The organism is Desulfosporosinus shakirovi (genome assembly GCF_020595055.1).
In the GTDB taxonomy this organism is placed as follows: Bacteria; Bacillota; Desulfitobacteriia; order Desulfitobacteriales; family Desulfitobacteriaceae; genus Desulfosporosinus; species Desulfosporosinus shakirovi.
On record NZ_JAJDOO010000001.1, the window covers coordinates 363,518 to 390,229 of the forward strand.

Here is a 26,712-nt window from a genome sequence, read left to right on the forward strand (position 1 = left end):
CCACTTCTAGTGGGTGTGCTTAATTCAACAATCCTTTACTCTTCAAGAACGTCGATGAAACTTCATCAATGGACTTCTTCTCAACATCCGCTTGCATGTTCAGTTCAGTAATAGTCAGAGTGTCTAACACGGAGCTTAACTTCTTAAGATCGGCAGCCAAAGTAGGATAAGCATCCACAATTTGCTGCCGAACCACAGGGGCAGCATTATAAACCGGGAATGCATTTTTGTCGTCTTCAAGCATCACAAGCTTATCCGTAACAATCCTTGGTTCTGTAGTGAAGGCTAAAGCCAGATCCCCTTTTTGATTTTTAAGAGTCTCATAGTTTAAACCCATAGCTACATTAACAAAATCCCCTTTAGGCATCTTAAAATCATAGACCTTTTCAAACGAAGGCAGCCCGTCCGCTCTTCCTTCCCATTCAGGGAAGCCAACGAACTTAAAGCTTTCTCCCTTTTTCACTTGGGCAACATAGTCCGAAATGGTTTTAAGCTTATACTTTTCTGCAACATCCGGACGAACTACGATTCCATAAGTATCATTGAGGGGAGCATATTCCAACCAGGCAATTCCATTCTTAGCATCCCATTCTTTGATGAGTTTGTAGCTTTCCTCAGCCTCAAACACAGGAGCATGCTCCATTAAATTCATAACCCCTGTTCCGGTGTACTCCCAATACAGATCAATTTGCCCGGAAGTAAGAGCCGGTCTGATGACCGCTAACTCCCCAAGGCCCATTTTATTTTCAACGGGATACCCTAATCCTTCCAGATACTGAAGACTCAGTGTTCCTAAAATTTCCGCTTCAGTAAAGGTCTTAGAGGAAATTTTAATAGTTGGTCCTTCTTTTCCCTTATCCGGAGCAGTTCCGGCAGCAGGTTCCTTTGCGCCGCAACCGAACACCCCTCCCAAAGCTAATGTCAGGGACAAGACTGCAACGAGAAATAACGATTTCTTCTTCATGTATATACCCCTTCCTTTCAACTTTTTTTGTTAATTATACATCGTTTCATTTTATAATATTACCAAAGGCTTCTATATGTCCTACCCCCTCCTTTTTTGCCCTTTTAAAAACCGTCCCTCGTTCCCCTCAAGCACCTTTGCATGAAGATCAAAACAACCTTCAAAGAGCTCCGAAAAATCATATCCAACCCCGTCTATAAGTTTAGAAGATAGACGGAAAGGACGTCCCTAGTGTAGAACGTGCAAAGAAAGAATCCCCAAAAATTGACTTAGCATAGAGAGCACAGTGAATAGCGATGGCACGAGTACGAAGAGGCGAAAGCTACTCCGCCCCCATACTAGGCGGAGTGATTCGTTGCTCAAGATAATTAATCATCCTGTCTAAAAATATAGCCATCAGCGCCCCGAGCCCTGCCCCAACCAGCAGATACTCAGGCCGGAAGAGTGACAACCCGCCCATAATGAGATTGCCCAAGCCTCCCGCTCCGATAAGAGAAGCTAATGTACCCATGCTTACCACATAAACAGTCGCCGTCCTGATACCGCTCAAAATGATCGGAACCGCCAAGGGAAGTTCCACTTCTATAAGTATCCTTCGCTGAGACATCCCCATACCGCTGGCTGCTTCCTTCACATCCGAGCTAACCCCTAATAAACCGGCAATTGTATTCCTAACGATGGGCAATAAACTCTGAAACATAAGAGCAACAATAGCGGGCTCCATGCCTAAACCGAGAATCGGCAAGGCCAAGGCAATAACAGCAATTCCCGGCACAGCTTGTAACAGGTTAAGTATATTAAGAGTAACAAGACCGAACTTTTTAAATTTCGGACGGCTTAGGAAGATCCCCAGGGGTACTGAAATCAGGATTGCAAGTGTTATGGTGATAACAACAATCAGGGAATGCTCCCACAAAGCCTCCGGTGCCTTCTCGAAAAGAGCAAACCTGAAATTCTCCCACTTCATTTACTCACCCTCTTTCCGGTAAACATGCTTCCTAATCCCTTTGAAAGAGAGCATCCCACATAGTTCCTCGCCCTTAAGAATCCCAAGGTAATCCGTATCATATTCCAGCAACAAAGAAAGTGCATCCGGGAAAGGAGTCGTCGTTTGGACAAAAGCCTTTTCCGTCCTAAGGACTCGTTTCCGCAACCCCTCTATATCCCTCCCGAACTCTTCCGTATCAGAAACCGTAATTTGCCCGCAAGCCTTGCCCTCTTCATTTAAGAGGAAGGCCACCCGGACATGGGCATCCTTCATTTTCTGGGCAACAGTATGTAACTCATTTCCCTTCACCACACACCCAATGGGTTGCATGGCATCTTCCGCCAGATATAAATTCAACTTTTTCACAACCCGATCCCGGCCGATAAAATCTTCAACAAACTCGTTAATGGGATTGGTTAAGATCTCTTCCGGAGTCCCAAATTGAACTAATTTCCCAGCATCAAAAATGGCAATCCTATCTCCCATTTTTATGGCTTCGTTAATATCATGAGTCACAAAAACGATGGTCTTCTTAATCTCTTTCTGTAAACGAAGCAATTCATCCTGCAAATGCGTCCGGGCAATCGGGTCGACTGCCCCGAAAGGCTCATCCATCAGCATAATGGGCGGATCGACAGCCATGGCCCTGGCGACACCCACTCTCTGCATTTGCCCCCCGCTCAGCTGGGCCGGATACTTGCCCCTTGTTTTTTCCAAGTCAAGTCCCATCATGACAATAAGCTCATCAACACGTTTATTGATCTTCCCCTTCGGCCATTTATACAGCCGAGGCACGACAGCAATATTTTCAGCAATGGTACGGTGGGGCAAAAGGCCAATCTGTTGAATGACATAGCCAATCCCCATCCTCAGTTGGTCCGGATCAGTACGAGTTACATCGTCGCCGTTAATTTTAACGATCCCGGATGTAGGCTCGATCATTCGGTTAATCATACGCAAAATTGTACTTTTTCCACAGCCTGAGGGTCCGACCAAGACACAGATCTCTCCCTTAGGAATGGAGAGAAATAATTTATCCACAGCCGGCATTGCTTGACCTGGGTACTGCTTCGTAATTTGATCTAATTCAATCATCCGAATCCTCCTCCGCAAACTCTATCCCGTCCTCAGTTAGACCTAACTATGCTGATGAGGAGTTAGCGACTAATTCTTAATCCTTTAGGAACAATCCTTTTCTCCACCAATCCGAGAATAGTATCTAAACCAATAGCAATCGCCGAGATAATCAGAGCGCCTGTCACCATCATAGGGGTATTAGAACGAATGAGACCCTCTTGAATAAATCGCCCTAAATTACGCTCCCCAATATAGGTAGCAATTGCCGCAATCCCCGTTGTCATTACCACAGTAATTCGAAAACCCGCAAAAATTATAGGCATACCTAAAGGCACAAGAATTTCGATGAGAATCCTTCTTGTGCCCATACCCATCCCTCTAGCTGCTTCGATCACATTGCGATCCACGTTTTTAACCCCGTCATAAACGCTGCGAATCAAGGGCATCATCGCATAGAGAACCAAAGCCAGCAAGGCTGACTTTCGACCTAAGCCAAACATGGGAATAGTTACTAAAATAGCAAACATAGACAAACTGGGAATACAAAATATGGTGTTCGCCAGAGCCAGGACCCTAGCCGCCCATTTATCGCTTTTTGTCAATAAAAGTCCCACAGGTACCCAAATCGCTAAAGAAATCCCTACCGCCAACAAGACCAAGGTAAAATGATTTTCCGAGTATTCCATAATAGTCTTGGAATTCTTCATTAGAAAACTAGTAAAATCTGATAAGGTCACTCGCCATCACCTCACTTTCTTTCGTTATTCTAATTAAAGAAGCCACTTCAAAGAGGTGGGAACTCCATAATTCAAAATAAAGCGTTAATTCTGGTAATCGTTGCAAGAACCATGCCTAATTCCTTACAATTGAGAGTTTATAGATTTTTTCGTTACTGAACAAAAGCTAGGCGCCAAATTATTTTGCTAATATAGAACAGTAAGCCCTTGCCAGAAGCAGTTTTCGGACAAGTGCATATAATTATTGCCTGCCTAATAATTATGCATCCCCAACTTTTTCATGCGGTATTGGAGATTTTGCCGGGCAATTCCAATGGATTCAGCCGCCCTGGTGATATTCCAGTCATGGCTTTTTAAAGCTTCCCAAAGCACCTGCTTTTCCACCTCACGCAAAACATGACTCAGTGTGCCGGACCCTTTCTTATAGAATTCAGAAAAGGTTCCATCCTGACTGAGAAACTTCGCTCTCAGATAATGGGGCAAATGGTCAACGGTTATAACCTTTCGTCCATCCAGCATATTCATAGCGCTTTCAATAATATGCTCTAATTCCCGTACATTTCCGGGCCACAGATATCTAAGAAATATATCCTTTAACTCAGCAGCAATGTGAACCTCACCTAAACCATATATTTTTTGATAGCGATTTAAAAACCAATGGATCAATGCTTCAATATCCTCCGACCTGTCTTTCAAAGGCGGAATAAAAAGGGTCATCACCGCTAAACGATAAAAAAGATCCTTACGCAAACTGCCATTGTTCACCGATTCCCATGGATCAACATTTGTAGAACTAATAACTCGGCAGTGCACCGGAATCTCTGTGGTCCCGCCCACCCGTCTGACCATTCTTTCTTGAACTACCCGCAAAATCTTAGCCTGCAGGGCAATACTCATACAATTAAGTTCATCTAAAAACAAGGTCCCATTCCCAGCCTGTTGAAACAAGCCCTTGGAGTCTACCGCCCCGGTAAAAGCCCCCTTAGCCGTTCCAAATAGAATACTTTCCAGCAATGTTTCCGGGATAGCCGCACAGTTAATTGCTACAAAAGGCTCATTTTTGCGGGCGCTGTGATTGTGAATCGCTTGAACCAACAATTCCTTACCTGTTCCTGTCTCGCCAAAGACTAAGATGAATCCATCGGCTACCGCTGCTTTTTTTGCCGAAGCAACCAGATTCTGCATAGCGGGACTGGCATAAACCATTGATTCAAACGTATATCGAGTTCCATTACTGCTCCGATTTTCTTGCCCTTCCAGACTGATTTGGTCGTGCAATTGCATGGTCTTCGTCAGCAATTCTTTAAACTTGGTAATATCCTTACAGACAGAATAGACCGCAACAACCTGATCCTCTTCTATCACGGGAAATGTGCTGGCTATAATAGTGACCTCTTTGCCTTTGTTGGTAAAATAAGTCTTATGTTTCTCCAAAATTGGTTCACGAGTTAAAACAACGCTCAAGTGTTCACTGCTTTCCACAGTAACAGCATCATACACTTCATTTAAATACTTTCCGACAACATGTTCGGATAACAACTCTTCTAACTTAGCCATTTCAGAATTATAAAAGATTATCTTACCCTCAGGGTCGGTAACAATAACCCCTTCGTCAATTGAATTAAAGAGATGCCTGAAAACTTGGTCCATAACACGAGGCATACTCCTACCCCCTAGTTTTCTACCTTTTTTCGTTAATTCTTCAAGCAACGACAATATCCTCTTTTTTAAGATAATCCCTTTAGGGTTAAGGGAGCAAATCCTCCAGAAGATCGTAAGCTAAGCCTCGAATAGCCTGACGTTTATACTCTTGGGAAGCACGGCCGGGAATAGCTCGGTCAACTGCAGTTGTTAAATGGTCGGCAACTTCCTCTGCGAAATCCGAATTAACCTGCTTGCCTTGTAATCCCCGCTCCAATTCCTCTAAACGAAAGGGGATGGGTCCTAAAGCCCCCACAGCCCATCTTGAGGAAAGGATTTTTTGTTCCTCCGGGTCATATTCCACCATTGCCGCCATATTCAAACGGGCAATTGAAACCGCAGTACGACTTCCGATTTTCCCAAAAGCGCTGATAATTCCCGCTCCCCCCTGGGATTTCCGGATTGGGAAATCAATCTCTGTTATCAATTCCTTCTGCTGCAAACCTTGACCCTCTCCCCCTTGGAACTGAGCAAAGGGCACTCTCCGCATACCCTGTGGTCCGGCAATATTGATCCACGCTTCCAGAACCAGCAAAGCAGGCAAACTGTCCCCGGCAGGGGAGGCGTTCGCAATATTTCCGCCAATAGTAGCTCTGTTTCGGATTTGAGCAGACCCAACCTGAGATGCCGCCCGGCTTAAACACCGAGCCTTCCCTCTCAGCAAATCACTTTCACTGATTTGGGTAAAGGTTGTCCCGCTCCCGATCCTCACCCTTCCCTCAACTTCCTTTATGAATTTCAGTTCCGGAATCAAGGAAAGATCCATAAGCCAGGCAGGCCGTATTTGTCCCCCTTGTAACTTAATGACAAGATCTGTGCCACCACTTATAAAAACCACGTCCTCATTAATTCGAGAAATAGTCTCAATACCTTCCTCAACTGTCGCCGGACAAACAAACTCACATTTCGTCATCCTAAAAACTCCTCTATTTCTCTTCTTACAGACATGAAGGGAACATGGTGGTTCTCTGTTTCCTCCTCGGTGACCGCCTTCGTTTTACCATTTATCTAACCAGGATCCTCGAACTTAATTGTTCTAAATATTCGATATTTAGTGCGCGTATCCCTTCCTTGTTGTTAGCAAAAATTTATCCTTTACTGTATTAATCAAGCTTAGGCATTTAAGCTGAAACCAAACTGGTAAAACTTACTTATGTAAAAGTATTACTTACAATATAGGTAATACTTTTATGATGGAGGGAGATAAATATGGCAAAGCAACTTCTCTCTGGTAAGTTAACCAGCAAAGGACAGTTAACTATTCCAGTTGAACTGAGAACTCTCTTAAATATTAAAGAAGGAGACAGATTGGCTTTTGTCTTAGATGAAAGCGAAAAAATTATTGAAGTCCAGCCTAAGACCAAAAAATCAATTCGCGGGGTCATGGGAGCCCTCAAGCCCGCCTCCTCCATAGATATTAATGAAGCCATTAAATTAGCTACAACAGAACGGGCAAAAGAGATTGACAGTCGCTTAAAAGAGTTGGACGATGAATAAACAGATGATGATAGCTGACACTAACATCCTGATTCGTTTATTCACAAAAGACGATGACTCTCAAATGGAGCAATTAGTACAACTCAATGAACAAGGAGACACTACGTTTTATATTTTGTCACTCGTTCTACTTGAAGCCTATTGGGTCTTACGCAAAGTATATGGATTCGAAAAAAAAGCGATTTTGCAAGTATTTGAGGATTTTGTTGAATCTGACGGAGTTGAACTCGAAGAAGATAATCTGATGCAGCGCGTTTTATTTCGTTTTCATGAAGTAAACGTAGATTTAGTTGACGTTTACTTAGCCCAGAAATCAAGAAGTCTAGACCTACCCATATTGACATGGAATTCTAAAGATTTTAGGAAACTTGACTGTGAATTTTACAGACCATAAGATATTTTAATATAAGGCTTGCACTTTTGAACATAGAGATACTACAAGTTGCCTACTAAAAATGGGGATGTAACGAAACTTGTTTTCCGGTTTATTACATCCCCACTCTATTTGTAATCCCCTGATATATTAGAGGACTGTTCACCACTTCAAAGGTGTACAGTCCTCTATTTTGGGATAACGCACCACCAGCTTGAAAAAATCTCAAGTTTCGTTACGGCCCCTTTTTATAATATAGGCAGTTTTATCACAAATGTAAGATTCTTTACGAGTAGAATAATTTGCTCATGCAGAAATTGAGCTACATAATTGCATCTTCGATTGAGATAATATTACATAAAGTTTAAATACCTTGTTTAATGAGTGGACAAGGGTCGGTAAGGTCAGTGACTGAAGATGACATTTTCGCTACTGAAAAAGGCAAATCTAATGTCCGAGATCCCTGGGGAAGAATTTGAGCATAGTGAATGTGATTTAATCAAGACCCCAGAGGAGGACTTAAGCGGGTCGAATGAGTAAATGGTATGATAATATAGTTAAGAGAATAAAGTCGGTAATTACCGACTTTTTCCAATGTGAACAGCAAACGCAAAGAGGGGGAAAATAATGTTTCAGATAACAGAGGGAGAATTGAAGTATTTAAATGAAATATCTTCAGAGATTAAATACCCAAAAGGACAGATTATTTTTTCAACTAGTCAAAAGGCCAATGAAGTCTATTACATAAAAAGTGGGTTGGTTAAAATATACCGCACTACATCGGATGGCCGTCAGGTGTCTGTTGCGATCCGTTATCCGGGTGACTTTATTGGTTTAGCTGAAGTACTTAGTAATATCAATGAGAGAGAGTATAGTGCTGAGGCAATGGACAATGTCTCGATCTTGATTATCTGGAAGGATGGCTTTAAAAAGATGCTTTGCGAAATGCCTGAGTTTTCCGAGAAGTTAATCAGATTAATGAGTGATAGATTAAGAGAAGCCCAGAATACAATCTATGATTTTATAATGAATCCCATTCAAGGGAGGTTGGCTATTCTTCTGTTGACTATGGCAGAACGTGCAGGGGATAAAAGTGAAGATGATATTATTCGAGTGCGTTTACGGGTTACTCAGGAAGAACTGGCCTGTGTTATAGGTTCGGCACGTCAAACGATTTCGTCTCTGCTCAATTTACTTAAGGAAGACGGAAGCATCCAATATGAAGGTAGAGAGATTGTTGGGGTAAACCCAAACAAGCTAAAACTATGGATTCAGGAATAATGAGATAACACATTGTCCCACAAAATGTAATCCAGCCGACAAAATGGAGGTCTATTAAAGGACCTTTTTTTATCGGCTGGATTTTTTTTGTCGTTAACATGACAAAAAAGTGTCTTCAATTTGGTTTTAAGCAACAATTGTTATTGTTAAAATCTTCACATACCAATAGAACAAAGGGGTGAGCTATAAGGTCAAAATCGAATAGGTTATTTTTACTAACATACGAAGAAATGGAGGGGTTATAAATGACGGAGCCCGCTTTACAAGCAAATGCACAGAGTGCGAATGTTAAAGCGAAATCTACCGAAACTGGCAGAAGTAAGTATGCCTTACCAGGATTTATTCTTTCTTGGTTGGTTTTTGCGGCAATCTTAATACTGGTTCCTACTTCCGAGAGTCTTACCGAGGGTGGTCGAGCAGCCTTGGCTGTGATGGGTTGGGCTACAATTATTTGGTTGAGCGATGGATTGCCTCTAGCGGTTTCCGGACTGATGATACCGGTCTTATTATCCTTGACAGGAGCAGCTACAAAACTACCTGAAGCCTTTAGTGGCTTTACCAGTAACGTTACCTTCCTCATTCTTGGCTGTTTTATTCTAGCTGCTGTTATGCAGACTACTGGATTAGACAAGCGGATTGCACTCACTATCGTTTCAAGAGTTAAACCTAACGTTGGTAGTGTCCTAAAAGGTATAATTGGAGCTCACCTGGTTACTGCAGTACTCGTACCTGCCACCAATGCCAGGGGAGCACTTTTCCTGCCAATTATTCAAGGTCTAAACAGTTTGTTTGAGAAAGCTGGCGAAGGTGCTAGGGCAAGGAAAGTATTTACGATGGTTGGCATCGGTTTTGCCTCACTGGCTAGCGGGACTATTCTGATGCACAGTCATATGTCAAATGTCATCATAGCCCAAACCATTAATCAGGCTGTGAAAAAAGACGTGATTACTTGGGGTACCTGGGGTTGGATGAATTGGCCATTGCTAGGTATTTTGGTAATCATGTATTACTGGGTTAATTGGATCATGAAATCAAAGAATATTGAAGTTCCTGGCGGTATTACTGAAATCAGGCGCCAAAAAGAAGCTATGGGTAAAATGAATACTGCTGAATGGATTGTCTTAGTTACCTTTGGGATTGCAATTTCCTTATGGGCGACGGAACAAATTCATGGTTATAAAATGGCCTTAGTTGCTCTTGTGGCCGTGATGGTACTCTTTATTCCGGGGCTTACTAACCTTTCTTGGAAAAGGGTACAATCCAATACGATCTTTGGTACATGGTTGTTGCTCTGTGGTTCCCTGTCTCTGGTATCCGCCTTTGAAAAGACGGGTGTGGACAAGTGGATTGCCTCTCACCTGGTGGGTTTAGCACCTGCTTGGGGTTGGATAGGCGTTAGTATCTTCATCTGTGTGGTAGTACAAATTAGCCGTTTAGGGATTGTGAGTAATGTTGCGGCTGTGACCCTGCTGGCTCCGATTGTAGCAGCAATGGCTCCTATGCTTGAGCTGAACACTGTCGCCTTTACAATGATGGTCTTAAATGTGGATAGCTACGCCTTTGTCTTGCCTATCTCGGTAACTGCCTGTCTGATCGCCTATGGAACTGAGGAGTTTACCTTTGGCGAATTTGTTAAAGTCGGTGCTCCCTTCACCTTAATGGTAATACTCTATATGGTCTTTATCATGGTGCCCTGGTATGCATTCACAGGTTATCCCATCTGGGTGCCCACTCCATAATGATTAAAAGGAGGAAAATTTAAATGGCAAGAGCAAGTTTACCCCAATCCGTGGAAAAAATTGAAGAGGTCCGCATTGATACTGACATTCTAATTATCGGAGCAGGAAATGCCGGTTGTTTCGCTGCCATTGAAGCTAAGCGTCTCAACTCTGATTTGAAAGTGACTTTAATGGAGAAAGCACACATCGACCGCAGTGGATGCTTAGCCGGTGGTATGGATGCGATTAACACCTATATTAAAAAAGATCGTACCATCGAAGACTTCGTGCGTTGGAGTCGCTCTCAGGCCGGTGGGCTGATCCGTGAAGACTTGACCATTTCGATGGCAGAAGTTTTAAACAAGCCTATCGAAGAATGGGAAGAGTGGGGTATGCCCATTAAATATGAAGAAGACGGCGATGAATATAAAACCAGAGGCAAATGGGATATCACGATCAGTGGTTCTGAGATGAAAGTTATTTTGGCAGAAAAGACCCGTCAAACTGGCTGTGAAATTATAAATCGTGTAGTCGCTACCAATTACCTGATGGAGGGCAATAAAGTCATTGGCGCTATTGGTTTTGGTGTGAGAGACGGCAAGGTATACATCATACGAGCTAAGGCCACCATTATAGCTACTGGTGGCGCAGCTGGTTTGTATAAGCCCTACCAAAACGATGGTAATGACAGCCACCACCAGCTCTGGTATGCCCCCTTTAATGTAGGGACCGGTTTTGCGATTGGTATCCGCCAAGGTGCTGAAATGACCACCTTTGAAATGCGCTGGTGTGCCACCCGAACCAAAGATTTTAATGGCCCCATCGATACCATTTCAGTGGGTTATAAAACACCCATGATTAACTGCAAGGGCGAGCAAATTCTAAAAACGCGTTACGCGCACCTAGGGGGGGATGCCGCTCCCCGCTATATCCGGGCTAACGCGCCGATGGATGAGTGGCGTGAGGGTCGTGGTCCTTGCTATGTGGATACCACCCACATGACTTCAGACCAAATCCATGACATGAAATACGATTATTTGAATGAGCGCCCCAGTTATGTCTTATTCCTTGCCAGCCGAGCCCAGGATTTAAAAAAGGAACCCATTGAAATATATGGCTCCGATCCATATATTGTTGGTGGGCATACGGCGAGCGGTTACTGGGTTGATGTAAAAAGAGCGACTACCTTACCGGGATTATATGCCTGTGGGGATGTAGCGGGTGGCACACCCAATAAATTTGTGGGTGGTTGTGCCGCTGAGGGACTCTTATCCGCTAGGGCCGCCGTAGACTATGTGGCCAGTGTCAAGCAGGGTAACCTTAACGAGGAGCAAATTGCGAAGGAGAAGGACCGAATTTTTGCACCTGGTTTCCGCAATATTTCCGTGGGTGATGGTGTTAAACCTCGAGAAATGGAAGAAAGGCTTCAGCGGCTGATGGATGAGTATGCCGGGGGGGTACACCAATTTTTCCGAATGAACAAAGAAGGCCTGGAATATGCCCTGCATAATCTCAAGACTTTGAAGGATCAAGTCAAATACCTAATCGCCACGGATCTTCATGAGTTGATGGATGCTCACGAAGTCATCGACCGATTAGATGTGGCTCAAGTGCTGGTGCACCACCTGATGTATCGTGAAGAAACAAGATGGGCAGGATGGCAGACCAGGGCAGATTTCCCGGAAAAGAATAATCAAAAATTCGATTGCTTTGTAAACTCTCGTTATAATCCTGAAACTGGAGACGTAGAAATGTTTACTCGCCCCTATGAACAAATTATCCCAGGCGATCGTTTAAAAGCTTAAGAAAGGAGGGTGACGAAATGCCACCAGTAGTATATAAAGACAAATGCCAAGGGTGCGGAAAATGTGAAGAGATCTGTCCAGGAGATTTAATGGAACTAAATGAGGAGAAGAAAGCCTTTTGCCGGGCTAAAAGAGATTGTTGGGACTGCATGGCCTGTGTAAAAGCCTGCCGATTCGAGGCCATTGAAACTAGAATTCCTTATCAGTTGGGGTACTATCCAGCTAGACTTATTCCTAAGGTGAGAGAAAAAGAAATCGAGTGGACCTGCATCGATATTAATGGTAAGGTGGATAAGTTCTTGGTAAGGACGCACAATAAATAAATCCATAATTTTGGTAAAGTGGAACAAGAAGCGATGGTATTTTAAAGGGACTCTGATTTTTTAAATCAGGGTCCCTTATTCATAAGAAATTCACAACTCTTTCATGAGTTAATCGTATCAGAGAGTTAGACTAAGGACATAGAAGAACAGCAGATTCACAGAAAAGGTAACAAAAATTAATAATCGATTGGGAGGAATATTCAATGAAAAAATTTAGTGAAAGAATTACCGTGATCGTAGGAACCGCAACATTAGTTCTGGGGCTCATGGCTTTGCCGGCCTTGGCAGAAACGTCTCAGCAGCAAGGAAGTGGATGGTTTGGAGAAATGCAAGGATACATGCAAAGGAATTTTTCGGCTGATCAACACCAAGAGCTTATGAATTCGACAGAAATGCAAAACCTTCATAATTCGCAGGGAATGCAGAATGCGATGCAAACAGGCGATTTTGAGAAAATGCAAGAACTTATGAATTCTGATCCAGGGGTTAGAGCTCAAATGGGGCAAGAGAACCTTGATAGCATGAACGAATTTATGAGTAATTATGGAGTGAGCATGATGACCAACAGCAGTGGTAGGAGCAATGTTCGCGGGTCTATGATGAATGGAAATGGAATGGGGTCAAGGTAAATAATTAAAAAGGAGAGAGCTTAAATGATGATTGGTTTAATACTATTAGTCGTTATTGCTTATTGGATATTTAATCCATCTAGTTCTGGGGCATCATGTTGTACGGGCCATCAATCTCAGGTGAATTCACTGGATATCTTAAATGAACGATATGCACTTGGTGAGATTCAAAGAGAGGAATACCTAGAAAGAAAACAAGAGCTCTCGGGGCAAAAACAGTACGTATCTATTAAGAAAGAATAAAAAATGGTTACTTATTATTGAGGGAATGTCTCGGTTGAGTTAATGAAATGAGTTTGAAGGAGGAATTTACATGATGGGTGGATGGGGTAATATGATGGGTGGTTGGGGATATAGCGGTTACGGTAGCGGCGGCTATGGGATGATGGGTATGGCGGGAATAGGAATGAATCTCATCTTTGGGATTGGGATTATCCTTTTGGGTATCTATCTATTTCGTCGAAATGCCTCACATGTGGCAACAGGTAAGCATAGTGCTATGGACATCTTGCGCGAACGATATGCGCGTGGCGAGATAGATTCTGAGGAATTCCAGGGCAGGAAACAAGATTTAGAGAGTAAATGAATAAAGACTATAAAAGTGGCTGAGGATTGATTCCTTAGCCACTTTTATGTCTTACTATGAACATCGTTAATTTCTTCAAAAACAAGCTGATTTATCTGGGGATTCCATATAGGGATTAAGAAGTTCTTGGAAGGATTCACTTCCGAGCCGTGAAACAAAATCATGGAACGACTCTTGGGAAGATCGTTGATTTTTATAAAACTTGATAAAATCCTCTAAAACCTCGTGAACTCTTTCGGATGGAACCGCTCTTGGAGCGGGGTTGCAAAGCCAGCGTTTATTCCGAGGCTTCCTCCAATAGAGAGCTCGAATTTCTCGACCATCTTCCCATTCCACTTGCCTATTGTACCGTTTAATCCAATATCGGCAATTTGCAATTGACCGCAAGAATTAAGGCAACCATTCACATGAATGCGAAGCGGGGTATCTAGAGTGATTTTTTCATCCAAGTGTTTTGCTAATTTTAGCGCAAGACTCTTTGTTTCGACGAAAGCTAAATTACAGAATTCCTTACCGGTGCAGGAAAGTGTATATCCCAAAAAGGGCTTTGGATTGGGTGAAAAACGCTTAAGGATTTTTTTCGCTAGGAGAGCTTCGATATTTTCAGTCGGAATGTTACCGAGCACTAGATTTTTGGAAAGGCAAGTCCGTATAGAACCATCTCCGTACTCATCAGCACATTGAGCGATTTCAAGCAGCTCTTCTGCAGTTAAGCGGCCAAGAGGTATTGACAGGCCCATATAATTGAGCCCCGGTTGTATTTGCGGATGAAACCCGTAAATATAGCCTGCATTCCATCCGCGAGTTAGGTCAATTCCGCTGGGTTCAAGAGGGCCAGTCAGTTTTAGAAGCTCTGCTTCAAATTTCTCTCTTCCCCAATCTGCCACAAGAAATTTCAGTCTGGATTTTCGACGATTATTTCGATAGCCATGATCTCTAAAAATTGTCGCTACGGCAATGGAAATCTTTAATACTTCATGAGGGCGTACAAACAGACTTAACTTTTGAGCTAGATAAGGTTGGGTTGACAGCCCACCACCAACACTGACATGAAATCCGTAAATTTCATTTTCCCTATCTTTCTTAACCGCAGGTGTGAATGCCAGATCATTAATTTCAGCATGTGCTGTATTATAAACATTGGCCGAAATTAAAATTTTGAACTTCCGGGGGAGATTTGAAAACTCTTTGTTCCCCTGAAAGTATTGGAAGACTTGCTGAACAATCTCCCGAGTATCTATCATTTCATTGGGGTCTATTCCTGCAAGAGGATTCCCTGTAACTGTTCGAGGACAGTCACCACAAGCTTCGATCGTGTCAAGTTCTGCTTGTTCAAGGATATTCATTACTACCGGGATAGTTTCTATCGTAAGCCAATGGAATTGGATGGCCTGGCGTGTAGTCAAGTCAAGGATCCCGCGACCATAATCTTTTGCAATACGTGCTAATACCCTTGCTTGATCGGAATTCAAAATCCCACTAGGAATCTTTATTCGCATCATAAAGTATCCCTCAGCCCTCGGTCTTTGTATATATGCACCTACCCATTTTAGAAGATCAAGCTCTTTAGGATGTATAGATTCAAATCCGTATTCTTTGAACTGTGAAAGTTTATTAATAACGTCCAAACCATCTTGCTTTAGTTTTGTTTTCTCAAAGTCATTTAGCTTATTATAATCCTTTGCCCAAACCTTAGTCAAAGTGAATGCATCCTAAACATAGCGAATTACTTGGATATAATTATAAAGGAACAATACTACAAAAAGGGGTATTTGTCTAGGCCTAATAACCCAGTTGTCATAAAGTACCAAGTCGATCCGTCTGGGCTTTGAATTTTCTTTGGCTGACTTTAGAAACACTTAAAGAGCATAGACATAAGCACTATCTATTTTACGGGGTAGATGGTTAATTTTTCATGGCTAAGGATGACATTGCCTAAAATCCTTTGCCCATGTAAATCTGATAGTTTACTTAAAACCGGTGAGTCTCCTATAAAAATATAAAGATAAGAATACCCTTAATTATGATATGAAGGTATTCTTATCTTCTCTTAATCGGCGATAATCTCCACCGGAGACTTATGCCACCGAAGTCTCGATGTTCAGCTTTAGCTGAACGAGCTCACTGTCCTTTGACAGAGGGGTGGTTTTTCTACTCCTCAGCCACCTTTATATCTTTGGGAAGCTTAAGGACAAATTCCGTCTCCTGACCGACTTTACTCTGTACAGAGATCGTACCTTGATGGAGGTCCGTAATCTGACGGACCAGCGCCAGACCAATTCCGGTCCCACCTGTCTCACGGGTTCTGGATTGGTCAGCTCGGTAAAAACGCTCGAATATTAGAAGTAGGTCGTCTTCCGAGATGCCTATGCCTGTGTTCATAATCTTGATTTCTGCATAATCCTGCATTTGTGTAAGAGTAACGCTAATCTGACCGCCTGGGTTTGAGTATCGATAGGCATTGTGAACCAGATTGTAGAAGAGTCGAGTCAGAAGGCGATCATCCCCCACCGCAGTAACGGGTTTCTCGGGAGTGTTCCAATTCAGAGTCAAGTTTTTTTCCTGGATAAGAGGGTAAAGGCTGTGGATGATTTTTTCAAGAAGATGTGTTATGTCCACAAGTTCAAGATTTAGGTGTAATCCGCCTATTTCTGCAACATTTAGGTCTTTTAGATCGCTTGACAAGTCGACTAGACGGTTAATCTCCTCATTTATAGAAGAGAGATTTCCATGATTGGCAGGAAGGACGTTGTCTTGGAAGGCTTCAATATAGCTTTTGATCGAGGTCAAGGGAGTGCGCAGTTCGTGGGCAATATCGGCGGTAAACTGTTTGCGCATGGTTTCTTGTCGATTTAAATTGTCAGCCATCGCATTAAAAGCGTTTGCCAGTTCCCCGACCTCATCTTTGGAACGAAGGGAAACGCGTTCGTCAAGATGTCCATGACCAATACGATTGGCAGCTTGTGTTAAGCGTTTGAGTGGAGCGACGAGCCTGAGGCTTGTAAAGTAACTGAGAAGAATCCCAAATAGAAGGGCCAATCCTCCAGCGAAAAGCAGAGAGCGAAAGACTGCAGATTGGAAGCGGACATCTTGGGGATTGAGACTCTGTGCGGTAGCAGGGTAGCGAACCTCTGCTATGGCTAAATTGCCAAGGGGTCCTGACACTGTGAAGGTTTTAGTTTTCCAATTTGTAGTGGTGTGGGAAGACATACCCATGCCCATACCCATACCCATACCCATCTGGTCTTGACCGTGCATCATATTATCCATGGGGTTGCTTAACGTGGCAATGAGCTTGCCGTTGGGATCTGTCAGAGTAACAACTGTACCCGTCGGGAGGGAATGACTTATTTCGTTTAGAAGTGCAGGATCCCAAGTGCCGGTGGTCTGATATAGCGAACTCAGACGTAAGGGTAACTGGTCCAAAGTCGCTTCATTAACCTGAGTCAAGTAGTTACTAAACTGTTGTTTGAAGACAAAGTTCACGGAAAGCATGCTGAAAGTTAAGGTGATCAGCGCGATGATCAAGGTGGAAAGAAATAATTTTGTGCGCATTTTATCCCTCCGCATTCGGGTTAAACTTGTAGCCAATACCGTAGACAGTCAAAATAATTTGTGGGTTGCTGGGAGTAGTTTCAATCTTTTGACGGATCTTTTTAATATGAGCATCAATCACGCGGTCATCTCCGTCAAAGTTGTGCCCTTGAACAATTTCTACCAACTGACCCCGAGATAACACTCGTCCAGGATTTTTCGCTAAGGCACCCAGAATCTTAAATTCGGTTGGGGTCAACGAGATTTCTTGATCCTGCAGCCGAATCTCATACTGTATGTTATCAATGGTGAGGCCATTGTCATAGGAAATCACGTCTGCAAGGGGTGCAGTATCATTATTTGCCCGACGTAAGACGGCACGTACCCGGGCAACCACTTCACGAGGGCTAAAAGGTTTTGTAATGTAATCATCTGCACCGATACTTAAGCCTTGGATACGATCTTCTTCTTCGACTTTAGCGGTGAGCATGATAATGGGTACGGAGGATATTTTGCGAATCTCGCGGCAAATTTCTGTTCCAGACATGCCAGGGAGCATTAGATCCAGAATGAGTAAGTCAAAGGGGTTTTCTTTAAACATGGTCAGAGCGACAAGTCCGTTAATAGCGGTGCTGACTTGAAAACCTTCTTGTTGAAGGTAAGCCTTAAGCACGGTGGTTATCTTTTTTTCATCATCAACCAGTAAAATCCTCATCGATGGACTCCTCTCACTGACCCCGGCAATCCAGTTAGTCAGATGTTTCTTTACTTATATCATAAACTGGTAACATCCGTATGCTTCTCAGTTTTGGGTTATGTATTATGTTACCTTACTCTTTCAAGTAATAATAAACTCAAAACCCATAACAATAACTCAGAAGAATCCTTGGAAAGATGAGAATACAGATATTAGATTACTAACTCGTTCGCGTGAAGAAGTATAAACCCAACACTATGAGCAGGCTGCCGCTCAGATAGGTAAAATAGTGCCCCCATTTTTGTAAACGGGGTAAACTCTTTAGAACCGCAGTAAAAGTACCCGCAATAATCAGCGGTAGCCCATGGCCAAGCCCATAGATAAAGAGCAATAAAGCGCCATACCAAAGCATACCTTGACCAGCTACATAAGTCATCAAAACTGCTAACACGGGAGTGGCACAGGGTGAAGCTACCAGACCAAACAATAAGCCCACTCCAAAAGAACCAAAAACTCCGCCCCTTTTCTCGGGCATACCCTGTAAACCTGGCAAATTAATATTGACAACGCCAATTAACTGTAATCCCATGATAATAGAGAAAAAACCAATGATATAAATCCAAGCAGGGCCAATCTGCCCAAAAGCTTTACCTAATAATGAGGCTACTATGCCTAAAATAGCAAAGGTAACGGCTAGGCCTAGGACAAAGGATGTTGAAGTTATAAAACTTTTAGTTTTAGAGGGTTTTTCCAAGCCGCCGATATATCCTAACATGACAGGTAACATCGACAATATGCAAGGACTTAGACTGGTCATTAATCCCCCTAAGAAAACTAACAGTATGATGGTTAAACTACCATTAGATAAAGCACGCGGGAGAGTATCTTTAAAGAAGGATCCGTACCAAGTATCGTTTGGATTACCGAAGTTGAGAGCATTATCTAAGGCGCTTTTACTTTGAGGGCCAGTATCGTTATAAGTAACTTGCCCTTGCTCATTTATCACGAAAAAAGCAGGGATATAGTAGATGCCAAATTGCGTAGCAAGAGCCTGTCCTTGAGGGGTATCAATATCAGCTACAATAAAATTAGTATTATCACCATATTTTTTCTCTAGAGCCAGCACCACGGGCTCCATGCTCCTACAGCTGGGTCACCATTTAGCATAAAACTCCAGGAAAATTGGTTTTTCAGAGTTCTGGGCGTCTTGGAAAGCAACCATTGGTTGATTAGTTACGTGAAATTCTGAGGGGCCAGTGTATCTGGGAATTACTAAAGCCATTACGGATAAAATTGCAACCGTTAGCATTATAAGTAATTTGATTTTTGTCTTTATAATAACACCCCATTACTATAATTTTAGTTTGCAAGTGTTGATGTCGCCAAGGATGGCGAGAAGCGACCCGTAACTATCGGGATAAATTCTAGATAGAGGATAGTGCTTCTAAGGGATCTAACTGTATGGCTCGCCGAGCCGGAAGAAGAATCGAAACTACCCCTATTATGACAGAAGCACTGATTGCGGTCAAAGCAATGAAAGGGTGGAATTCAGAGCTCACTGTTTTTTGGAAAGCGATTGGAGCAAGAAGAGTGGGCATCAAGATCCCTATAAAATATCCCAAAACTCCTCCACAGAGACTTACTAAAGATATCTCGCGAATTAAAATGGACAGGATATGCTGACGACGAAAACCGATGGCTCGAAAGATGCCGATTTCCGTAGCGCGATCGTTGATATTACCTAAGGTTGTAACGAATACGATTAAGACACCGATAATTCCCAGTAAAATAGAAGTAATTAAGGAAAAACTAGAAAAGCGATCCACACTTTCTTTGGCACCCTGAACCAGTTGAGATATTTCGGAGACTTTAGCATCAGGTAAGAGTTCTCTCATCAGGGTCGCTGATTTAGTTGGTTGAGCCGTATTGAGCTCGATCATTGACCAAGAATCTATTCCAGTAATCGATCGTGCAGTATTAAAATTCGTAAATACTCCACTATCCTCTGAGCCGCCTGTTTCTTGCATTATCCCCACAATGAGATAACTCTTGTGGTTAAGTTCCAGAGCATTTTCGATGGCTAAGTTTTCTTTCTGGGCCAGATACGAACCAATAATAATTTCCTGTTCACTAGGTAATTGGCCATTTATACTCCACCAAGGTTTCATTTTCAGTTCTGTGGGGAAATCCACTCCGATAATCAGATAACGATTGATCTCTCCTGTGACAGAACCAATAATCTTGGGGGCAATTCCGTTTAATATAAGATTAGGAGTATTATTCAATTTAGCTAAACTATCGAATTCTAAATGTTTAATTTCATAATCAATCCCGGGAACGGAAAGACCTCCGTAGCTGAGCGTAAAATGTTCGGACTTTGGAGTAATTACGACGTTAGCACCATATTGGGTTAGGCTTTTTTGTAAATCATCCTGCATACCTTTAGCTAATGAATTTAATGTGACAGTTATGCCTACTACTAATATAAAAGTAAGCAGCAGAAAGAAAGTTTTCCCTTTCCGACGACGCAAATTTTGGATTGCAATATCAGTAAGTGTCATCTTGTTCTCCTTTGCCGAACGGCGATTTTCGAATTTCGAAGATCGTTGTTCTATTTTCATCCTCCACTTTTAACGTTCCTTTACACTCTACCTATCTTGTAATTGTGCTTAAATCCCACGATCAGACAACTATCACCAGTGATAGTTCCTCAAGAATGGCAAGACTTCTGACTGACATCTCGCATCCCTCAATATATTAACCATGATCTGCGAATCACGCATGCCCCTGTCTTCAGTCTCATGCATCGCTTCTCGACTACGAACCACGAACCACGATCCGACCTCTGGCTTCTGACCTACGACCTCCGACCTCCAAAATCACAGATAACGCAAAGACTCAGTCGGGTCAAGTCTTGCGGCTTTGAGGGCGGGATACAGACTTGCTGTCAGTCCAATTATTAGAGAGGCACTTAAGGCATAGATTAGCAAATTAGGTTGCCAAGAGATATGAACTTGAGCTTTCATGAGCTCTGATCCGAAGCTTACGGCCATACTCATGCCAAGAATGTACCCCAATAACCCGCCCAGCAGACTTAAAAAACCTGCTTCCCCAAGGATGATTATAATAATATGACGTTTACGGAAACCAATGGCCCGAAAGATACCAATTTCCCGGGTCCGTTCTTCCACAGAAGACTTCATCGTTATAGTTAGAACTAAACTGCTAGCCAGTAAGAGAATCAGGGATACACTTCGAGCAAATACGTTAAATCTATTGACGGTATCATCCCGAGATTCCAAGCTGGACATAAGCGCGGCAACCTTAGTCCCAGGAAGTTTGTCACTTAATTGTTGGGTAACTTCTTTGATTGGGCAGGTATAACATAAAGCAGCTGTTTCGATAAGACTTATGGCGTTGGGTCGGTTTGTCAGTTTTTGGAGAACAGCTAAGTCCATAAATACAGCTTGGTCATTTTCTGTTGACCCTGTAGGTTGTATGACTCCTGCTATCTTGAAGTCCTGTCCTAGGATAGTTACAGTTTGTAGAGGGATAAGACCAAGGGAAATTGCCATGTCACTCCCTAAAATGACTTGGTCTGCGCTGGGAATTTGGTTCTTCTCCAGACCATCCACTTTCCACCACTTTTTCAGTTGGAATTCTTGAGGAAAATCTACTCCTAACAACAAAATTTCTCGACCTTTGAGCTTAGTATTTGCTAACAGTTTAGGGGCAATGGTAGCCAAGGTTTCTTTATTCTTGATGGTTTGCATAAGCGGAATAAGGGACATATCCAGTTCTTTGATCTGAGTCGGAGCTTCAACGGTTATACCACCAAAGGTTAATGATTGTTCTGTGTCAGGGAGAATGAGAATATTAGAACCGAATTGATCAAGCTTGTTGGCAACATCTTCTTGCATGGCTTGAGTCGTCGTGTAGAGGAAGATGATTGAAGCCACTCCAATAATCACGCTGAGCATTAACAATGAGGAGCGCATTTTGCGGCGGCGTAGGTTTTGCACCACGATATTTGTTAGACGCATTTACTGCCCTCCTTAGAACTCTTGAGGAATTTGGGATAGAACTCCATCACGAATGTAAATGGCACGGGTGACCCAGGCCAGGTTTTCTTGATTGTGAGTTACCATAATAATGGTTAAACCGTCACGGTTAAGGGCTTGGAATAATTCTAACAGCTCCTTGGCGGTTTTTGAGTCCAGACTTCCAGTGGGCTCATCCGCAAAAATCATTGCAGGTCGGTTAACGATGGCTCGAGCAATAGCTACCCGGTTTTGTTCGCCACCGGATAATTGATTGGGGAGGCGAAGGGATTTCGTACCCAGACCAACTTTGGCTAAAACTTTCTGAGCCATATCTCGTTGTTCTTTGCCCGGACGCCAGGTTATGGACAAAGGGAGCATCACGTTTTCTAAAGCGGTAAGATAGGGAATCAGTTGATATTGCTGGAAAACAAATCCGACGTATTCATGACGAAAATCCGCTAATCGTTCAGAAGTGAGAGCATAAACATCTATGTCATCAATGATGAGTTTGCCGGAGGTGGGGGGATTTAATCCTCCTAGAATACTGAGCAAGGTGCTTTTTCCAGAACCGGAAGGACCCATTAAAGCCAGAAATTCTCCTTCGCGGATCTCTAAATTAATATTGGTCAAGGCTTCAACGGCCCCGTCTCCACCTTCATAGGACTTGCTAACCGCACACACCTTTATCAAAGACATTTAGCCATTTCCTCCTAAATTTCTAGAAATTGAGTTCTTAGCCCCGACTAGAGTGAACGCACCCGTAAGAACGAGTGCGTTAATAAATGTTATAACTAAACTCTAGGTTCCCACGTATCAAGTACATCTTGTGGAATCTCAAGGTTGTCGCCGTTTAAAGAGTAGGTGAGCGCTTCGGGCGGATAGGCTTGACAACCACCGCTCAGGCCTTTGAGTGTTTGAAGATCCCAGGTTGTCCCACAGACGTTGCAAACTATTTGGTTACCTGTTATGTGAAAGGTTTCGCCCTTGCAGGGCTCACAAAAGCTGATGGCCACCATGACTTTACCATCAGGTTGGACAAAGGCCGTTAAGGGAATCCTTTTACCGTTTGCTTTATACTCTGTCCAAATAAACTTTTTTTCTTTCACCGCACTGAGCGTCGTAACAATGGCCTTTCCGTTTTCAACCTTGCTTTCAACCTTTGTTTGTTCTAGTTTACTATCTGAGCTATAATCCATTTTTTGACCAATATCCACTGTTGCAGTGACAGCGACGCCAGGTTTATTGCCATTGGAAACTATGAAATAGGTACCTATCATAATTACAACGGTTATTAGGCCAACGATACTGTAAAGCAGGCCATTGCTTTTAGAGGGTTGGATAAATTTCTGGTTTTTCCCCGCGTGGTCTTTATTCATCTGGAAACCTCCTCGTAATAATAATTTTAGCCATTGTAGGAATCTTTGTTCAGGTGGAGTTTTAGCTCCACCTGAAGTTTAATTTGAACTTATTAAGGAAGCAACATCCATTATAGGATTTCTTATTATTTAAATAAAGATGAAAATCCTGGATACTAGAATTCCAGACCTGCAATCTGGCTTCCAGCTTCTGATCTCAGACCTCTGGCACTACATCCGCATATCCATTCTTACCACGAAGGTAAGAAAGTTCAGTATACCGAAGATCAAGATGACGACTAAATAAGGCATAGCGACGGATAGGGCTTTTTGGTTCCATAATTCTTTTTAGCAATCCTATAGGCAGTGTAAAGAGAACCGAGAGCTCCCGAGATAACCAAGACGTATTGCATGATTTGAATTGTTGGGTCAGACACGAAAGAAGTGGTACCCTCAATGTGTTTCCCGAATAACCTCATGAAGGTGTAGAAGATTGATTTCCCTTCCGCCAGAAGATGGAACAAGTTGTGGGCCATGTGGGCAGCCAAGTCTAGCGGGATGACTGCATAACCAAAACGAGCGAAGGCAGTACGCAACGTCTCGCCGGTAAATCGCCGTGGCTAAAAAAAGTAACAAGACTGGGGTGGTCATAGCGAAAACAAAGAGAATTGTAAAGGCTATATCCTTGTTACCGATCCCTAAAGACAGCTCCGCTCATTTAAGATAGGATTGGTAGAACTCTAACATGGTGATATTTTGGACAAAGACAATCCCGACAATGACAATAGCTAAAATGGATTCTTCGAAGCGTGCCCTAGTCATCGACCAAAACTGGCTGGTTGGTTTACGTGGAGTTAAGCGGATGGAATCATGAGGGCAACTTTTGATGCAGTTTCCACAGAGATTACAGTTAGTATTATTCTCCATAGCCATAGGGAATTCAAATATCGGACAGTCGGGCGCTTTAGAGTTTCCTTTGTACCAATCACGAGTAGTACAAGTTTTGCGAATTTCTTTATCGGCACGTAATTTCAGAATGCCTGTTCGAGAGTAGTTGCCTGATAAGCTTCCGATAAAACATAGATAACGGCACTAAGTACGTCGTTGAAGAGCATAGCAGTGACCATAACGCCACCTAAGATGAGTAACAGCAGAGTTCCAGAACCTCTGGGAGATTCAACAACTCCCCAAATGTGGTCGGACCAAGTGATGAAAATGAAGGTAATATCAATGATCTATAATCCATATTTCCTTAAAAAGTTGGGAACTTTGCAATTTTCTCAGAAAATCTTCTGCGTCAAATCGCTCACCCAGGCAAAGGGGCAAACGGCACACCGGAACCGACCGAAAATAAAGAAGAAGAGAGGGAGGAGTGGCCACCAGAGAAGATACCTGGATAAAGTGAACTTTGCAAAAAACATTTGAGAGGTTTAAGCTTAAGAAAGTTTCTTTTTTGTGGGGATTTAGGTGGGGGTGCTTGACTCATTATTGAGCCTCCTTCCCTGAGGGATGCTTTCGTTTGAGAAATTGAACAAAAATACCAGCCAGTACTACCAATCCGAAGGACTGCCAGACATGTTATTGGATGTGGCTGGTTTTGAATCAGCTAATGCGGGAAGGGTAAAAATTAATAAAGAGAACGGAATTAGTTACTAGTGACGAAAATTTCTTTTTCATTAAAAAACACTCCTAAAATTTATTACGGTTTAGGTAAATGCAAAAGCTGTGCCAAGTTCGAGATTCTAATTCAACTTGGGATTTGGAATGACATAACGGAAGGCTTAATTACTCTTTCAGAGAAGTTAAAAGATACTCGATAATTTAGCTGTAGCTGTTCCTATATGAACAGACTGTAGTATCAAGTCGATGTTGTTAGTATGTTTGACCAAAGTAATAATTACGGTATAAATTAATTCGCATCAATTTAAAGTGTTTATCGTATAGAAAAAATTGCTTTGTAATGCCTTAGGGTTAAAAAATTGCGGGATTTCCCACACTATGGTGTGGGAAATCCCGCAGGCGAGGAGGGTGAAAGTTGCGAAGGGTATTAATTGCAGACGATGAAGCAAATATGCGCTGGGTCTTGGAGAGAGCATTAAGTAAAGTTGGTTATGATGTAGAAACTGCAGAGGACGGGAAGATCGTCATAGATCGGGCCTTGGAAGAACGTCCGGATTTGGTCCTTGTAGATTTGAAAATGCCGAAAATGGATGGTTTGAGTGTTCTGAGGACCCTGAAAGAGAATTATCCAGATTTGATGGTTGTCATGATGACTGCACACGGCAGTACCGCGACGGCGGTCGAGGCCATGAAGGCCGGGGCACATGATTATTTGATGAAACCCTTTGATATTGATGAACTGCTCATTACTGTTGCTAAGGCCTTTGAAGTAGAAAGCTTGCGTGAACAGGTAGATTATCTCAAGGGAGAGGTCCAAAGCTCTGGATGGCAACTGGTCGGGAATAGTGAAGCAATGAAAGCGGTTAAACACTTAGTAGAAAGGGTTGCTCTTACTCCGGCTACAGTGCTTATTGAAGGAGAATCGGGGACGGGGAAGGAACTGGTTGCCCATGCCATACATACTTTAAGCCCGCGGGTGAATGGACCTTTTATTCGAGTGAATTGCGCAGCGTTGACGGAGACTTTGCTGGAAAGCGAACTGTTCGGACATGAAAAGGGTGCATTTACGGGAGCTCATGCTCGAAAGACGGGACGCTTTGAGTTGGCCGATGGCGGTACACTCTTTCTTGATGAGATCGGAGAACTGTCTTTCAACGTCCAAGCTAAGTTATTAAGGGTCCTCCAAGAGCGGACCTTTGAGCGGGTCGGCGGTGAAAAAACCATCAAGGTGGACGTCAGGATTATTACTGCAACGAACAGGAATTTACAGAAAGAGGCTCAAGAAGGGCGTTTTCGCGAAGACCTTTACTATCGCCTCAGTGTCTTTCCGATTTCTATTCCTCCCTTACGGGAACGTCGGGAGGATATTCCTTATCTAGCCGATCATTTTTTGAAGAAACTTAGATCTTATGGGCAAACCAAGACTCTGAATTCAGAAGTCCTAACTCAACTTATGGAGTATGACTGGCCAGGAAACGTGCGTGAGCTCGAAAATGTGGTGGAACGTATGGTGATCATTTCCCAAGGAGCAGTGATTGGAGCAGATGGGTTGCCCGTCTTTAGCACACTCTCAAAAGAGGAGAAAGGCCCCGAATCCTTTGTCCTGCCTCCTGAGGGTGTTTCCCTGGAAGAACTAGAGAAATCCTTCCTCCGGCAGGCCATGGAACAAACGGGGGGGAATCAAAGTCAGGCTGCCAAACGGTTAGGCCTTTCCAGGCATGCTTTTTTATACCGTTTAGAGAAATACGGAATAGATCCTCATTGGGGGATTTAGAGAAGGAGGA

The 26,712-nt window shown here is 43.0% G+C and carries 26 protein-coding genes; 10 read left to right on the forward strand and 16 right to left on the reverse strand.

Features of this window, described 5'->3' with window-relative positions; all coding sequences use genetic code 11:
* Positions 1-19 precede the first annotated feature (19 nt).
* The 6 genes from LJE72_RS01795 to LJE72_RS01820 form a co-directional block, all read right to left on the reverse strand.
* On the reverse strand, positions 20-964 hold the full coding sequence (locus LJE72_RS01795) for a glycine betaine ABC transporter substrate-binding protein (RefSeq protein WP_229245708.1): 945 nt from the start codon (positions 962-964) through the stop codon (positions 20-22).
* A gap of 322 nt (positions 965-1,286) precedes the next feature.
* On the reverse strand, positions 1,287-1,931 hold the full coding sequence (locus tag LJE72_RS01800; protein WP_229245709.1) for an ABC transporter permease: 645 nt from the start codon (positions 1,929-1,931) through the stop codon (positions 1,287-1,289).
* Positions 1,932-3,047 carry a betaine/proline/choline family ABC transporter ATP-binding protein gene (locus LJE72_RS01805; RefSeq protein WP_229245711.1) on the reverse strand — a complete coding sequence of 372 codons (1,116 nt, stop codon included), beginning with the start codon at positions 3,045-3,047 and terminating at the stop codon, positions 1,932-1,934. It lies immediately after the preceding gene.
* Positions 3,048-3,109: 62 nt separating this feature from the next.
* Positions 3,110-3,766 (reverse strand): ABC transporter permease, encoded by a 657-nt coding sequence (locus LJE72_RS01810; RefSeq protein WP_229245713.1) that lies wholly within the window; start codon positions 3,764-3,766, stop codon positions 3,110-3,112.
* A gap of 252 nt (positions 3,767-4,018) precedes the next feature.
* The gene (locus tag LJE72_RS01815; protein WP_229245716.1) at positions 4,019-5,428 is read right to left on the reverse strand and encodes a sigma-54 interaction domain-containing protein; all 1,410 of its coding nucleotides are present in this window, start codon (positions 5,426-5,428) and stop codon (positions 4,019-4,021) included.
* Between the two features lie 85 nt (positions 5,429-5,513).
* Entirely contained in the window at positions 5,514-6,380 is an 867-nt protein-coding gene (locus LJE72_RS01820) for an FAD binding domain-containing protein (protein ID WP_229245718.1), read from the reverse strand.
* Between the two features lie 296 nt (positions 6,381-6,676).
* On the opposite strand from LJE72_RS01820, the gene LJE72_RS01825 reads away from it, so the two are divergent.
* From LJE72_RS01825 to LJE72_RS01865, 9 genes are all read left to right on the forward strand, one after another.
* A complete protein-coding gene (locus LJE72_RS01825) occupies positions 6,677-6,964 on the forward strand; it encodes an AbrB/MazE/SpoVT family DNA-binding domain-containing protein (protein ID WP_229245719.1) in 288 nt (95 codons plus the stop codon).
* A complete protein-coding gene (locus tag LJE72_RS01830) occupies positions 6,957-7,358 on the forward strand; it encodes a PIN domain-containing protein (protein ID WP_229245725.1) in 402 nt (133 codons plus the stop codon). Before LJE72_RS01825 ends, LJE72_RS01830 begins: the two co-directional genes overlap by 8 nt.
* A 606-nt stretch (positions 7,359-7,964) precedes the next feature.
* Complete coding sequence (locus tag LJE72_RS01835) at positions 7,965-8,618, forward strand: Crp/Fnr family transcriptional regulator (RefSeq protein WP_229245727.1); 654 nt, start codon at positions 7,965-7,967, stop codon at positions 8,616-8,618.
* Between the two features lie 245 nt (positions 8,619-8,863).
* Positions 8,864-10,357 (forward strand): SLC13 family permease, encoded by a 1,494-nt coding sequence (locus tag LJE72_RS01840; RefSeq protein WP_229245729.1) that lies wholly within the window; start codon positions 8,864-8,866, stop codon positions 10,355-10,357.
* A 23-nt stretch (positions 10,358-10,380) separates the two neighbouring features.
* A complete protein-coding gene (locus LJE72_RS01845; RefSeq protein ID WP_229245731.1) occupies positions 10,381-12,141 on the forward strand; it encodes an adenylyl-sulfate reductase subunit alpha in 1,761 nt (586 codons plus the stop codon).
* A 17-nt stretch (positions 12,142-12,158) separates the two neighbouring features.
* Complete coding sequence (locus LJE72_RS01850; protein WP_229245733.1) at positions 12,159-12,464, forward strand: 4Fe-4S binding protein; 306 nt, start codon at positions 12,159-12,161, stop codon at positions 12,462-12,464.
* 203 nt (positions 12,465-12,667) lie between these two features.
* Entirely contained in the window at positions 12,668-13,093 is a 426-nt protein-coding gene (locus LJE72_RS01855) for a hypothetical protein (RefSeq protein ID WP_229245735.1), read from the forward strand.
* A gap of 24 nt (positions 13,094-13,117) precedes the next feature.
* The gene (locus tag LJE72_RS01860; protein WP_229245737.1) at positions 13,118-13,336 is read left to right on the forward strand and encodes an SHOCT domain-containing protein; all 219 of its coding nucleotides are present in this window, start codon (positions 13,118-13,120) and stop codon (positions 13,334-13,336) included.
* Between the two features lie 70 nt (positions 13,337-13,406).
* On the forward strand, positions 13,407-13,679 hold the full coding sequence (locus tag LJE72_RS01865; protein WP_229245739.1) for an SHOCT domain-containing protein: 273 nt from the start codon (positions 13,407-13,409) through the stop codon (positions 13,677-13,679).
* 215 nt (positions 13,680-13,894) lie between these two features.
* Here the strand turns inward: LJE72_RS01865 and LJE72_RS01870 are convergent, their stop codons facing one another.
* The 10 genes from LJE72_RS01870 to LJE72_RS01915 all read right to left on the reverse strand — a co-directional run bounded on the left by LJE72_RS01870 (position 13,895) and on the right by LJE72_RS01915 (position 24,794).
* Positions 13,895-15,379, reverse strand: a complete 1,485-nt coding sequence (locus tag LJE72_RS01870) for a nitrite/sulfite reductase (RefSeq protein ID WP_229245741.1) — start codon at positions 15,377-15,379, stop codon at positions 13,895-13,897.
* 451 nt (positions 15,380-15,830) lie between these two features.
* A complete protein-coding gene (locus LJE72_RS01875) occupies positions 15,831-17,234 on the reverse strand; it encodes a sensor histidine kinase (protein WP_229245748.1) in 1,404 nt (467 codons plus the stop codon).
* A gap of 1 nt (position 17,235) precedes the next feature.
* Complete coding sequence (locus LJE72_RS01880; protein ID WP_229245749.1) at positions 17,236-17,928, reverse strand: response regulator transcription factor; 693 nt, start codon at positions 17,926-17,928, stop codon at positions 17,236-17,238.
* Positions 17,929-18,130: 202 nt separating this feature from the next.
* Positions 18,131-19,246 carry a cytochrome c biogenesis protein CcdA gene (locus LJE72_RS01885; protein ID WP_312038884.1) on the reverse strand — a complete coding sequence of 372 codons (1,116 nt, stop codon included), beginning with the start codon at positions 19,244-19,246 and terminating at the stop codon, positions 18,131-18,133.
* Positions 19,247-19,334: 88 nt separating this feature from the next.
* Entirely contained in the window at positions 19,335-20,531 is a 1,197-nt protein-coding gene (locus tag LJE72_RS01890; protein WP_229245753.1) for an ABC transporter permease, read from the reverse strand.
* A gap of 258 nt (positions 20,532-20,789) precedes the next feature.
* The gene (locus tag LJE72_RS01895; RefSeq protein ID WP_229245761.1) at positions 20,790-21,953 is read right to left on the reverse strand and encodes an ABC transporter permease; all 1,164 of its coding nucleotides are present in this window, start codon (positions 21,951-21,953) and stop codon (positions 20,790-20,792) included.
* A gap of 12 nt (positions 21,954-21,965) precedes the next feature.
* A complete protein-coding gene (locus LJE72_RS01900; protein WP_229245763.1) occupies positions 21,966-22,649 on the reverse strand; it encodes an ABC transporter ATP-binding protein in 684 nt (227 codons plus the stop codon).
* 95 nt (positions 22,650-22,744) lie between these two features.
* The gene (locus tag LJE72_RS01905; protein WP_229245765.1) at positions 22,745-23,329 is read right to left on the reverse strand and encodes a DUF2318 domain-containing protein; all 585 of its coding nucleotides are present in this window, start codon (positions 23,327-23,329) and stop codon (positions 22,745-22,747) included.
* Between the two features lie 693 nt (positions 23,330-24,022).
* Complete coding sequence (locus tag LJE72_RS01910; protein ID WP_312038882.1) at positions 24,023-24,241, reverse strand: 4Fe-4S binding protein; 219 nt, start codon at positions 24,239-24,241, stop codon at positions 24,023-24,025.
* A gap of 373 nt (positions 24,242-24,614) precedes the next feature.
* The gene (locus tag LJE72_RS01915; RefSeq protein WP_229245767.1) at positions 24,615-24,794 is read right to left on the reverse strand and encodes a hypothetical protein; all 180 of its coding nucleotides are present in this window, start codon (positions 24,792-24,794) and stop codon (positions 24,615-24,617) included.
* Positions 24,795-25,343: 549 nt separating this feature from the next.
* Here LJE72_RS01915 and LJE72_RS01920 point away from each other — a divergent pair.
* Positions 25,344-26,702, forward strand: a complete 1,359-nt coding sequence (locus LJE72_RS01920) for a sigma-54-dependent transcriptional regulator (protein ID WP_229245768.1) — start codon at positions 25,344-25,346, stop codon at positions 26,700-26,702.
* The last annotated feature ends 10 nt before the right edge of the window (positions 26,703-26,712 follow it).